At 65.0% G+C, this 12,307-nt stretch carries 13 protein-coding genes; 5 read left to right on the forward strand and 8 right to left on the reverse strand.

Annotated features, from left to right (window positions below):
* Positions 1-166 precede the first annotated feature (166 nt).
* A complete protein-coding gene (locus tag H8A95_RS25315; protein ID WP_229185574.1) occupies positions 167-1,411 on the forward strand; it encodes an MFS transporter in 1,245 nt (414 codons plus the stop codon).
* Positions 1,412-1,526: 115 nt separating this feature from the next.
* Positions 1,527-2,741 carry an MFS transporter gene (locus tag H8A95_RS25320; RefSeq protein WP_229185575.1) on the forward strand — a complete coding sequence of 405 codons (1,215 nt, stop codon included), beginning with the start codon at positions 1,527-1,529 and terminating at the stop codon, positions 2,739-2,741.
* Between the two features lie 66 nt (positions 2,742-2,807).
* Here the strand turns inward: H8A95_RS25320 and H8A95_RS25325 are convergent, their stop codons facing one another.
* Positions 2,808-3,248 (reverse strand): helix-turn-helix domain-containing protein, encoded by a 441-nt coding sequence (locus tag H8A95_RS25325; protein ID WP_229185576.1) that lies wholly within the window; start codon positions 3,246-3,248, stop codon positions 2,808-2,810.
* 126 nt (positions 3,249-3,374) lie between these two features.
* On the opposite strand from H8A95_RS25325, the gene H8A95_RS25330 reads away from it, so the two are divergent.
* Positions 3,375-3,878, forward strand: coding sequence for a DUF2938 domain-containing protein (locus H8A95_RS25330; protein WP_229185578.1), 504 nt, complete (start codon positions 3,375-3,377; stop codon positions 3,876-3,878).
* Between the two features lie 51 nt (positions 3,879-3,929).
* Here the strand turns inward: H8A95_RS25330 and H8A95_RS25335 are convergent, their stop codons facing one another.
* Entirely contained in the window at positions 3,930-4,424 is a 495-nt protein-coding gene (locus H8A95_RS25335; RefSeq protein ID WP_229185580.1) for a VOC family protein, read from the reverse strand.
* 137 nt (positions 4,425-4,561) lie between these two features.
* Positions 4,562-5,107, reverse strand: coding sequence for a carboxymuconolactone decarboxylase family protein (locus H8A95_RS25340; protein ID WP_212054295.1), 546 nt, complete (start codon positions 5,105-5,107; stop codon positions 4,562-4,564).
* 168 nt (positions 5,108-5,275) lie between these two features.
* Here H8A95_RS25340 and H8A95_RS25345 point away from each other — a divergent pair, with 168 nt between their 5' ends.
* Both H8A95_RS25345 and H8A95_RS25350 read left to right on the forward strand, forming a co-directional pair.
* On the forward strand, positions 5,276-6,460 hold the full coding sequence (locus H8A95_RS25345; RefSeq protein ID WP_229185581.1) for an acyl-CoA dehydrogenase family protein: 1,185 nt from the start codon (positions 5,276-5,278) through the stop codon (positions 6,458-6,460).
* A 164-nt stretch (positions 6,461-6,624) separates the two neighbouring features.
* The gene (locus H8A95_RS25350; RefSeq protein ID WP_229185583.1) at positions 6,625-7,764 is read left to right on the forward strand and encodes an acyl-CoA dehydrogenase family protein; all 1,140 of its coding nucleotides are present in this window, start codon (positions 6,625-6,627) and stop codon (positions 7,762-7,764) included.
* 115 nt (positions 7,765-7,879) lie between these two features.
* On the opposite strand, the gene H8A95_RS25355 is transcribed toward H8A95_RS25350, so the two are convergent.
* The 5 genes from H8A95_RS25355 to H8A95_RS25375 form a co-directional block, all read right to left on the reverse strand.
* A complete protein-coding gene (locus H8A95_RS25355; protein ID WP_229185585.1) occupies positions 7,880-8,917 on the reverse strand; it encodes an amino acid ABC transporter substrate-binding protein in 1,038 nt (345 codons plus the stop codon).
* 67 nt (positions 8,918-8,984) lie between these two features.
* Positions 8,985-9,578 (reverse strand): L,D-transpeptidase, encoded by a 594-nt coding sequence (locus tag H8A95_RS25360; RefSeq protein WP_229185587.1) that lies wholly within the window; start codon positions 9,576-9,578, stop codon positions 8,985-8,987.
* Positions 9,579-9,748: 170 nt separating this feature from the next.
* Positions 9,749-9,877: a DUF2474 domain-containing protein gene (locus H8A95_RS25365; RefSeq protein WP_229185588.1), complete on the reverse strand. Its 129-nt coding sequence runs from the start codon at positions 9,875-9,877 to the stop codon at positions 9,749-9,751.
* Complete coding sequence (gene cydB, locus H8A95_RS25370) at positions 9,877-10,878, reverse strand: cytochrome d ubiquinol oxidase subunit II (RefSeq protein WP_229185589.1); 1,002 nt, start codon at positions 10,876-10,878, stop codon at positions 9,877-9,879. The genes H8A95_RS25365 and cydB overlap by 1 nt, the downstream gene beginning before the upstream one ends.
* A complete protein-coding gene (locus H8A95_RS25375; protein WP_229185591.1) occupies positions 10,875-12,278 on the reverse strand; it encodes a cytochrome ubiquinol oxidase subunit I in 1,404 nt (467 codons plus the stop codon). The genes cydB and H8A95_RS25375 overlap by 4 nt, the downstream gene beginning before the upstream one ends.
* Between the last annotated feature and the right edge of the window lie 29 nt (positions 12,279-12,307).

Below are 12,307 nucleotides of genomic sequence, written 5' to 3' on the forward strand. Positions count from 1 at the left end.
CGGGACTAATAGAAGTGCCAAGTCTGCACGACAGGAGAACGGAGCAATCCCCCGTGCGCCTCCCGCATGGCCTACGTCCGTTTGCGCTGGTTGATCGGCGCGCACCCGCTCTCCATAGTGCCCGGGATTTGGAGGCTCCCGCCGGGGCTTCAGGGCGGGAATTCCGATGATCGACGTGACAGCTGCGGACGAAGCGAGCGATGATGCGCGGGCGCGCAGCAATGTGTGGCGGCTTGCGGCGGCGCAGGCGCTGACCGGCGCCAATTCGGCCGTGATCTTCGCCACCGGCTCGATCGTCGGCGCGACGCTGGCGCCGAGCGTTTCGCTCGCCACCGTGCCGCTCTCGATGTATGTGCTCGGGCTTGCCGCCGGCACGTTGCCGACCGGCGCGATCTCGCGCGCCTATGGCCGGCGCGTCGCCTTCATCATCGGCACCTTCTGCGGCACGCTCACCGGCGCGCTCGGCGCCTGGGCGATCCTGCATTCATCGTTCTGGCTGTTCTGCGGCGCGACCTTCCTCGGCGGGCTCTACGGCGCCGTCGCGCAGTCCTATCGCTTCGCGGCGGCGGACGGCGCCAGCGTCGCGTTCCGGCCCAAGGCGGTGTCTTGGGTGATGGCCGGCGGCGTCTTCGCCGGTGTGCTCGGGCCGCAGCTCGTGCAGTGGACCATGGACATCTGGCCGCCTTATCTGTTCGCGTTCTCCTTCGTGATGCAGGCGCTGGTCGCACTGGTGGCGATGGCGGTGCTCTCGGGTGTCGACGCGCCGAAACCCGCGGCAGCCGATCTGCATGGCGGCCGCCCCTTGCTCGAGATCGCCAAACAGCCGCGCTTCATTGCCGCGGCGCTGTGCGGCGTGATCGCCTATCCGATGATGAATCTGGTGATGACCTCGGCGCCGCTCGCGATGAAGATGTGCGGACTGTCGGTCAGCGATTCCAACTTCGGCATCCAGTGGCACATCGTGGCGATGTATGGTCCGAGCTTCTTCACCGGCTCGCTGATCGCGCGGTTCGGTGCGCCGGCCATCGTCGCGCTCGGGCTGGCGCTCGAGGCGGTCGCCGCGATGATCGGGCTGTCGGGCATATCAGCGCCGCACTTCTGGGCGACGCTGTTCGTGCTCGGGATCGGCTGGAACTTCGCATTCGTCGGCGCGTCCGCACTGGTGCTGGAAACGCACCGGCCGCAAGAACGCAACAAGGTGCAGGCCTTCAACGATTTCCTTGTCTTCGGCATGATGGCGATCGGCTCGTTCTCGTCGGGCCAGCTGCTGGCGCATTACGGCTGGAACGCTGTCAACATGGTGGTGTTTCCGCCGGTGCTGCTTGGGCTTGCCGTGCTGTCGCTGGCCTCGTTCGCCAAGCGGCGAGCGAAATTGCGCGCGATGGAAGAAATCCCGGATCCCAGCATCTGACCTGCTGCCAATTGCTGACACTTCGATCAGCTTCGAAATGATCGGCTTGCAAGGCTGCTCACATCGTGGGAACGGATTAGTCCGGCCCCGACGATGTGAGAAGCAAGAGCAAGAAATGGACGCATCATCGCCCACGCAAGCAGACGAGTCCTCGCTTGGTTATGAAGGCTGGCGCATCGTTGTCGTCTGCTTCCTGCTTGCGACTTTCGGCTGGGGATTGGGCTTCTACGGACAGAGCGTCTATGTCGCCGAGTTGCAGCGGCTGCACGGCTGGCCGGCGTCGCTGATCTCGTCGGGCACGACCTTCTTCTATCTGTTCGGCGCTGCGCTGGTTGCCTTCGTCAGCGAGGCGATCAAGGCGTTCGGCGCGCGCGCCTGCCTGATCGCAGGCACCTTCGCAATGGCGATCGCGGCGATTGCGATCGGTGAGGTGCGTGCCCCCTGGCAGCTCTATCTCGCCGATGCGCTGCTGGCGTTCGGCTGGGCGGGGACGAGCCTCGGCATCATCACCAACACGCTCGGCCTGTGGTTCGACAAGAAGCGCGGCATGGCGATCAGCCTCGCGCTGAACGGCGCCAGCTTCGGCGGCATCGTCGGCGTGCCGCTGCTGGTAACAGGGATCGGCGCTTTCGGCTTCTCCGGCGCGATGATCGCGGCAGCGGTGCTGCTCGTCGTGGTGATGGTGCCGGTCATCCTGATCTTCGTCGGGCGACCACCGGTGCATCTGCACGCGATGACTTCAGCGGCCGCCGATGCGCCGTCGGCAACCCAGGTGCGCGCCCGGGCGCTGCGCGACATCCGCTTCCTCTCGGTCTCGATCGCCTTCGCGCTGGTGCTGTTCGCCCAGGTCGGCTTCATCGTTCACCTGATCGCCTATCTCGATCAGGTGATCGGCCGCGAGCGCGCGACGGTGGCGATGGCGCTGCTGACCGCGATGGCCGTGGTCGGCCGCGTCTCTTTCTCCTTCGTGATCGACCAGCTCAACCAGCGGCTGGCGTCGGCGCTGTCCTTTGTCAGCCAGGCGATTGCGCTCGTCATCATCATCAACGTGCACAACGATCTCGCGCAGATCGCCGCCTGCGCGCTGTTCGGCTTCTCCGTCGGCAATCTGATCACGCTGCCGGCGCTGATCGTCCAGCGCGAATTCGATCCGCGCGCGTTCGGCGTGCTGGTCAGCCTGATCACCGCGATCAACCAGATCACCTATGCTTTCGGCCCCGGCGTGATCGGGTTGCTGCACGATCTCTCCGGCAGCTATACGCTGCCGTTCTACGGCTGCATCGGCCTCGAGCTGATCGCGGCGGCGACGATCATGATGAAAGCGAAGTAGCCCGGATGAAGCGCAGCGCAATCCGGGGACATAACCCGGATTTCGCTGCGCTGCGGCTACGGTTCGTCATGCATTCTTGCGACGTGACGTCCTCGCCTTCTTCGGCTCACCGATCTTGCCGGCTGCCGCGACCCGCAGCAGGCGGCGGAACGTCGGACATTCCATGTGGCTCGGTGCCGGACAGACGGCGGCGTGGCGCAGGCCGTCGCGCATCGCGTTGAGCCTGCGGATCGTGCGGTCGAGATCGTCGGCCTTGGCGGCAAGCATTTTCCGGTCGATGCGCGGCTTTCCGTCCGGCGCGAACATTCTTGCGATCTCGTCGAGCGAGAAGCCGGAGGCGCGCCCGAGTGCGATCAGCGCCAGCCGGTCCAGCACGCCCGGATCGAACAGGCGGCGCAACCCGCGCCGTCCATGCGAGGCGATCAGGCCTTTCTCCTCATAGAACCGCAAGGTCGAGGCGCGAACGCCCGACAGTTCCGCCACCTCCGCGATATCGATGTCCCGCATGGCCCTTGACCTCAAGTTCACTTGAACTGGCAAGGGTGCAGCCTATCGCTTGCCAGAGGCAAGCATCAAGACGGATGAATATCATGAGTGTCGCACCGCAAGTCGATGACGAGCACGGAGGCGGGCATGGCTGAGACCGTGGACTATCTGGTGAGTGCGATGCTGATCGGGACCGGCGCGACCATCGTGATGGACATCTGGGGGATGGTCCGCACGCGCCTGCTTGGCATCCCGTCGCTGGACTATGCGTTGGTCGGGCGCTGGCTCGGCCATCTCGCATCGGGGCGCTTGCGTCATGATCGCATCGCCGCGTCACCGCAGGTCGCGGGTGAACGGGCGATCGGATGGACCGCGCATTATCTGATCGGGATCGGCTTTGCCGGCGTATTGCTTGCGATCTTCGGCCTCGACTGGGCGCGGCAGCCGACGATCGGCCCGGCTTTGATGGTCGGCATCGGCAGCGTGGCCGCACCGTTCCTGATCATGCAGCCTGCGCTGGGCGCCGGCATTGCCGCGAGCCGCACGCCGAAACCTGCGTCGGCGCGGCTGCAGAGCCTGGCGACGCATGCGGTGTTCGGTTTTGGGCTCTACGCGGCCGGCTGGCTGGTGCGCCCGTGGCTGCACCCGTAGCCGGACGCAGCGAAGCGCGATCCGGGCTACGAAATTATCCGGAGTGCGGAATTACGCCGCACGCTGCTTCAGCAGATCCTCCAGATCAAGCCGACGCGTGAACATCGAAAGCTTGCCGTCGGCGCTGCGCGGCCATTCGGCCTCGGGCCGATCCCAATAGAGCTCGACGCCGTTCTCGTCGGGATCGCGCAGGTAAAGCGCCTGGCTGACGCCGTGGTCGCTGGCGCCGTCGAGCTGGATGCCGGCCGACAGCACCCGGTGCAGCGCGTCGGCGAGCGCCGGGCGGGTGGGGTAGAGAATGGCGGTGTGAAACAGGCCGGTGGTGCCTGATGGCGGCGGATGGCCGCCCTTGCTCTCCCAGGTGTTGAGGCCGATGTGGTGGTGATAGCCGCCGGCCGAGATGAAGGCCGCGTCCGCGCCCAACTGCTGCTGCAACTCGAAGCCGAGCACGCCGCAATAGAAGCCGAGCGCACGGTCGAGATCGGCGACCTTGAGGTGGACATGCCCGATCCGCGTGCCCGCGATGATGGGGGGATTTTCCGGCATGGCCTGGCTCCGTTGGCGTCACTGCCTTGCCGTCAAGGGGCAAGGCTTCTCCACCAGATATAGTCCGGATTTGCCGTGGCCGGAGCGATCCATCCTGAAACGCAGCGTTTCCGAAAGACGCCAGGGTCCGCCGGGGTCTAGCAGAGCTCCGACAGCTCGCCGCCGGGCAGCTGGAACTCGAACGTGTTCAGCGTCATCGACACCATCGTGTAGTAGCCGCAGAGACCGATCACCTCGACCAGCCCGCGTTGGCTTAGCACCTCGACCGCCTCGTCATACAGTCCCTTGGGCAGGCCGTGACCTTCGTGCAGCGCCTTGGCGACGTCGTAGATCACCCTGGCCTTGGGATCGTCGAAGGTCGGCGTCCGGCGCACGCGGATGTCCTCGATGATCTTCGGATCGAGGCCGCCCTTCAGCGCGAGGCGCTTGTGGGCATACCATTCGTAGTGCGCGGTCCAGTGTCGCGCGGTGACGAGGATCGCGATCTCCGACAGTTTCGGCGGAAACACCGTGTCGAAGCGCAGCACCTCGCCGAGCCGCGTGGCATGCCGTGCCATCTCGGGGCTGTTCAGCCAGGCCATCATCGGCGCCGGTGGCGCGCCGCGCTTGCCGGCGATCGACTCGTCGTAGGTTTCTTTCTGGGCGGCGTTCATTTCGCTAGGCGAAAGCAGCTTCAGCCGCATGACCGTTTCCTCTTGTTTTTCAATCGTTACCCCGTCTCGGCGATACACCCGATCGCGCAAGGTGAGTAGCGACGCCAGAGCATGGCGCCGCCGCGAGGCATATTGAATTCGGCGGCGGCGTAGGTCTAAGGTCGAATCCAATTCGTCGAATTTGACTGGAAACGCACCATGGCTGACCTCGAGAAATTCCGCGCAGAGACCCGCGCCTGGCTGGAGCAGAACTGCCCGCCGGAGATGCGCAAGCCGATGACCTCGGACGGCGACACCTTCTGGGGTGGCCGCAACACGAAATTCTCCTCCGAGGCGCAGCGCGTCTGGTTCGAGCGGATGCGCGACAAGGGCTGGACCGTGCCGCATTGGCCGAAGGAATATGGCGGCGGAGGCCTCGACGGCGAGGAGGCCAAGATCGTCCGCCAGGAGATGGCGGCGATCGGCGCGCGCCAGCCGCTGACCTCGTTCGGCATCTCGATGCTCGGACCGGCGCTTTTGAAATACGGCACCGAGGAGCAGAAGAAGGAGCATCTGCCGAAGATCACCGCGGGCCTGATCCGCTGGTGCCAGGGTTATTCCGAGCCGAACGCCGGCTCCGACCTTGCCTCGCTGCAGACCCGCGCGGTCGGCGACGGCGATGACTACATCATCAACGGCCAGAAGATCTGGACCTCCTACGCCAACTATGCCGACTGGATCTTCTGCCTGGTCCGCACCGATCCGGCGGCGAAGAAGCACGACGGCATCAGCTTCATCCTGTTCGACATGGCCTCGAAGGGCGTGTCGACCAAACCGATCCTGCTGATCTCGGGTTACTCGCCGTTCTGCGAAACCTTCTTCGACAATGTCCGCGTGCCGAAGTCGCATGTGGTGGGCACCGTCAATCGCGGCTGGGATGTCGCGAAATATCTGCTGCAGCATGAGCGCGCGATGATCTCGGGCATGGGCGAGCGCGGCGTCGGCCGTCCGCTTGGCCAGATCGCCGCCGATTCGGTCGGCGCGGACACGCAAGGCAGGCTCGACGACGCGCAGCTGCGCAGCCAGATCGCGAACTTCGAGGTCGACGAGGCGGCGCTGGCTGCGGCCGCGGAGCGCGCGGTCGATCTCGCCAAGGCCGGACAGTCGCACCCGGCGTTCTCGTCGGCGATGAAGTATTACGGCACCGAGCTCAACAAGCGGCGCTACGAGATCCTGATGTCGGCCGGCGGCATCGACGCGCTGGAATGGGAGAGCGATCGCTCCAAAGGCGGCGCCCGTCCGCGCGCCTGGCTGCGCACCAAGGCCAACTCGATCGAGGGCGGCACCTCGGAGGTGATGCTCGGCATCGTCGCCAAGCGCATCCTCGATCTGCCGGGGGCGTGACGCACGGTTTCACCATGCGTCATTCCGGGATGGCCCGAAGGGCCAGGCCCGGAATCCATAACCACAATCGGGAGTAAGGATTCCGGGCTCGCGACTACGTCGCGCTCCGGAATGACGAAATCAACATCATCTGAATTTGAATTATCGAAGAGCGGAATCCATCCATGGCCCTCGTCCTCACCGAAGAACAATCCATGCTACGCGACAGTGCGCGCGGTCTCATCAGCGACAAGGCGCCGGTGGCGCATCTGCGCGGCTTGCGCGACAGCAAGGATACCACCGGCTTCTCGCGCGAGCTCTGGAAGACATTTGCCGAGATGGGCTTCTCCGGCCTCCTGGTGCCGGACCAGTTCGGCGGCAGCGGGCTCGGCTGCGTCGAAGCCGGCATCGTCATGGAAGAGATCGGCCGCACCTTGATGCCGTCGCCATTCCTTTCGACCTCGGTGCTCGCTGCATCGGCACTGTCGCGCGGCGGCAGCGAGGCGCAGAAGGCGCAGCATCTGCCCAAGATCGCCGACGGCTCGCTGCTGGCGGCGCTGGCGATCGATGAAGGTGCCAAGCATCGTCCGCTGCAGACCAAGTTGCAGGCGACGCGCGCCGGCAACGGCTTCAAGCTGTCGGGCGACAAGGCCTTCGTGGTCGACGGCCACACCGCCGACCTCCTGATCGTTGCGGCGCGCTCGGCGGGCAGCGCTGGCGACAAAAACGGGCTGACGCTGTTCCTGGTCGATCCGAAGGCGAAGGGGCTCACGGTCGAGCGCACCGCGATGGTCGATTCGCACAATGCGGCGCGCATCGTGTTCGACAATGTCGAGGTCGATGCCGACAGCGTGCTCAGTGAGGTCGATCAGGGCTTTGGGTTGCTCGAGGGCGTGCTCAATATCGGCCGCGGGGCGGTCGCGTCCGAAATGGTCGGCCTCTCCGACGAGGTGTTCGGCCGTACCGTGACCTATCTCAAGGAGCGCAAGCAGTTCGGCAAGGCGATCGGCGAATTCCAGGCGCTGCAGCACCGTGCCGCGGAGCTCTATATCGATATCGAGATCACCCGCGCCGCGGTGCTGAAGGCGCTACAGGCGCTCGATACCGATATCGCGAAGGCCGCCACCGCAGTCTCGGTGGCAAAGGCGCGCGCCGGCACCACTGCCACGCTTGCCGTGCAGGAGGGCGTGCAGATGCATGGCGGCATGGGCATGACCGACCAGTTCGACATCGGCTTCTTCATGAAGCGCGCCCGGGTCTGCCAGGAGCTGTTCGGCGACAGCAACTACCACACCGACCAACTGGCGAGCGGCAAGGGATACTAGCAGTCATTCCGGGGCGCGCGAAGCGCGAGCCCGGAATCCATGGCGCCACCTTCACTGCTGCTCGATGGGTTCCGGGCCTGCGCCTGTCGGCGCATCCCGGAACGACGAAAACCGATCAACGAATCGGCGGCGCGTACTGGACGCCGCCGGCGTTCCAGAGCTGGTTCATGCCGCGCGGGATCTTCAGCTTGGAATCTGCGCCGACGTTGCGGTCATAGACCTCGCCGTAGTTGCCGACATGCTTGATGATGCGCACCGCCCAGTCCTTGGTCAGGCCGAGATCCTCGCCATAGGAGCCTTCGGTGCCGACCAGCCGCATCACTTCCGGCTTCTTCGACTTCAGCGCCTCGTCGATGTTCTTCGAGGTGATGCCGAGCTCTTCGGCGTTGATCATGGCGTAGAGCGTCCACTTCACGATCATCATCCAGTCGTCGTCGCGCAGCCGGACCACCGGCGCCAGCGGCTCCTTGGAGATGATGTCGGCCAGGATCAAGTGGTCGCCCGGCTTGGAGAGGTTGAGCCGCAGCGCATAGAGTTGCGAGGCGTCCGAGGTCAGCGTGTCGCACTGGCCGGAATCATAGGCCTTTACGACATCGTCCAGCTTGTCGAACTTCATCTCCGTGTACTTCATGTTGTTGGCACGGAAATAGTCGGCGAGGTTGAGCTGCGTCGTGGTGTTGGCCTGCACGCAGACCTTGCTGCCGTTCAGGTCGAGCGCGGAATCGATGTTGCGCGAGCGTGGGATCATGAAGCCCTGGCCGTCATAATAGGCGACCGCCGGGAAATAGAGATCGTAATTGGTCTCGCGCGACATGCTCCAGGTGGAGTTGCGCGACAGGATGTCGACCTTGCGGTTCTGCAACTCCTTGAAGCGCTCGCTGGCGTCGAGCGGAACGAACTTCGCCTTCGACGGATCGTCGAAGATCGCCGACGCCACCGCGCGGCAGAAGTCGACGTCGAAGCCGGTCCAGTTGCCCTTGTCGTCCGGGATCGAGAAGCCCGGCAGGCCCTTGTTGACGCCGCACAGCACGTCGCCGCGACGCACGGTGCGCTTCAGCGTGCGGGTGTCGTAACGCTCATAGGTGATGGCGGCGGCCGCAACCAGCGCGGCGACCGCGAGCCCGATCGTCAGGCCGCCTCGAAATGTACGCATGGGTTCTCTCTCGCGAATGATCGGGGGAAAAACAGGTCGGATATCGAAGGCGGGTAGAGTGTAGAGATCAGAGTTCAGGCTTCTGCCGGATGATCACCTTGGTGCCGACGGGAACACGGCTGTAGAGGTCGGCGACGTCGTTGTTGACCAGACGGAAGCAGCCGGACGAGATGGCGGTGCCGATGGTGTCGGGCCGGTTGGTGCCGTGGATGCGGTAGACCGTGGTGCCGAGATACATCGCGCGTGCGCCGAGCGGATTGCCCGGACCGCCCGCCATGAAGCGCGGCAGATAGGGCTGGCGGGCGATCATTTCCGGCGGCGGGGTCCAATCCGGCCATTCGGCCTTGCGGGTGATGGTCACGAGCCCCTGCCACTGGAAACCATCGCGGCCGACGCCGATGCCGTAGCGGAGTGCGCGGCCATTGCCCTGCACGAGGTAGAGATGACGCTCGGCGGTGGAGACGATGATGGTGCCCGGCGCCTCATTGGTCCGGTAGTAAACGACCTGCTTCTGCCATTCCGGGTCGAGCTCGTAGCTGTCGTCGGCGACCAGGCCGGGCTCGTCGGCGTCCGGGCGGCTCTGGGCAAAGCCCTGCGATGTCGACAGCACGAGCGCGCCCGTGGCGATCAACATCCAGACCAGGTGACGAAGTTTCGTCATGCAAAGCTCTCCTTGTTGGCGCGCAGCCAATGGTTGCTCCACCCAAATCACGTGCAGCATCAAATCTCAGCGGCAGCTTGATGGCAAGTTTAGGGCGGGCGTCACACTATATCACTGTAATGCTTCTGTTTTTTGTCATTGAGAGGCGGCGCTCGCCATGCGAGCCGGCCTCATTTCGGCGCGATCCAGAGTCGCAACGCGAACGAGACCAGCGCCACCGTGCCGACGCCGCCGAGCCAGAGCGCTGCGAACCACAGCAGGCGCTGCCCGAGCGGGCGCTGATTCAGAGGTTGTGTCATCAATGGTACCCGTGACCGGGACGCACCTTGCCGCGGAACACCCAATAGGCCCAGGCGGTGTAGCCGAGGATCAACGGCACCAGGATCGAGACCCCGACCAGCATGAAGATCTGGCTGTTCGCGGGCGCCGCCGCCTGCCAGATCGTGATGCTCTGCGGCACGATGTACGGGTACATGCTGATGCCGAGCCCGGCATAGGACAGCGCGAACAGCGCCAGCGTCAGGAAGAACGGCTGGTGGTCGTTCTTGTCGCCGAGCGCGCGCAGCAAGAGCGCGGTGACGGCGGCGACCGCGATCGGCACCGGCGCGGCGAGGATGATGTTGGGCCAGGCGAACCAGCGCTGGGTGTACTGCACGGCCAGGAACGGCGTTGCGATGCTGACCGCGCCGATCGCACACAGCATCGCGACCAGCAGGATCCAGCTCAGGTGATAGGCGCGGTCGCGCAGCTCGCCTTCGGTCTTCATCACCAGCCAGGTCGCGCCCAGCAGCGCATAGCCGATCACGAGCGCAATGCCGGTCAGGACACTGAACGGCGTCAGCCAATCCCACCAGCCGCCGGCATATTGGCGTCCCTCGACATGGATGCCCTGCAGGATGGCGCCGAGCGCGATGCCCTGCGCCAGCGTCGCGACCAGCGAGCCGCCCGCGAAGGCGATATCCCATTTGTTGCGCGCCTTCTGGGTGCGCCAGCGGAATTCGAAAGCGACGCCGCGGAACACGAGGCCGAGCAGCATCGCGATCATGGGCGTGTAGAGCGCCGGCATCAGCACCGCATAGGCCAGCGGAAACGCCGCCATCATGCCGCCGCCGCCGAGCACCAGCCAGGTCTCGTTGCCGTCCCACACCGGCGCCACCGTGTTCATGATGACGTCGCGATCGGTCTTTTGCGGAAACACCGGAAACAGGATGCCGAGGCCGAGATCGAAGCCGTCCATCACGACATAGACGAACACGGCAAAGGCGATGATGAAGGCCCAGATCGTGGTGAGATCGATCATCGTGCGCCCTCCACGGCGCCGGCCGCCGGCGTGATGCCGGCTGCGCGGGCGGGGATATTTGTCGACGGGCCTTGCTCGCCGGGGTGCGGCGGCTGCGCCATCAGCCGCAGGATGTAGATCACGCCTGCGATGAACACGGCGAAATAGACGATGATGAAGGCGATCAGCGACGAGCCCACCGCCGGTGCCGCCAGCGGCGACGCTGAATCGGCGGTGCGCAGGAGCCCGTAGACGGTGAACGGTTGCCGCCCGGTCTCCGTGGTGATCCAACCTGCGAGCACCGCGATGAAGCCGGCCGGACCCATCAGGACCGCGAAGCGATGCAGCAGCGTCGACTGGTACATCAGGCCGCGCCAGCGCATCAGCAGGCTGGACAGGCCGAGCCCCATGATCAGGAAGCCGAGGCCGACCATGATGCGGAACGCCCAGAAGGTGATCGGCACCGGCGGCCAGTTTTCGCGCGGCACGGTGTCGAGGCCGGCGAGCGGCGCGTCGAGCGAATGCTTCAGGATCAGCGACGACAGCTTCGGCACTTCGATGGCGTATTTCACCCTGGCATCACGCTCGTCGGGCCAGCCGAACAGGATCAGCGGCGCGCCGTCCTTGTGGCTCTGGAAGTGGCCTTCCATCGCCATCACCTTGGCCGGCTGATGCTCCAGCGTGTTGAGGCCGTGCTGGTCGCCGGCGAGGATCTGGATCGGCGCCACCAGGGTTGCCATCCACATCGCCATCGAGAACATCACGCGCGCTCCAGCCAGATGCTGGTCGCGCAACAGGTGCCAGGCGCCGACCCCGCCGACCACCAGCGAGGTGGTGAGGTAGGCCGCCAGCACCATGTGCACGAGACGATAGGGGAACGATGGATTGAAGATCACCTTGAGCCAGTCGGCGGCGACGAACTGGCCGTCGGCGTTGACGGCATGGCCGGTCGGCGTCTGCATCCAGGAATTGGCCGACAGAATCCAGAACGCCGAGATCAGCGTGCCGATCGCAACCATCAACGTCGCCACGAAATGCAGCCTGGGGCCGACGCGTTCGAGCCCGAACAGCATCACGCCGAGGAAGCCTGCCTCGAGGAAGAACGCGGTCAAGACCTCATAGGCCATCATCGGGCCGATCACCGGCCCGGTCTTGTCGGCAAAGGACGACCAGTTGGTACCGAACTGGTAGGACATCACGATGCCCGAGACCACGCCCATGCCGAACGCGACCGCGAAGATCTTCAGCCAGTAGTTGAACAGGTTGATGTAGACCTCGCGCTTGGTGGCAAGCCACAGCGCTTCCAGCACCGCGAGATAGCTCGCAAGCCCGATCGAGAATGCGGGAAACACGATGTGGAACGACATCGTGAAAGCGAATTGCGCGCGGGCGAGTACGACCGCATCCCAGCCTTCGAACATGATCCACCACTTGTCGTCGACCTGGCATG

It is taken from the genome of Bradyrhizobium oropedii, from assembly GCF_020889685.1.
In the GTDB taxonomy this organism is placed as follows: Bacteria; Pseudomonadota; Alphaproteobacteria; order Rhizobiales; family Xanthobacteraceae; genus Bradyrhizobium; species Bradyrhizobium oropedii.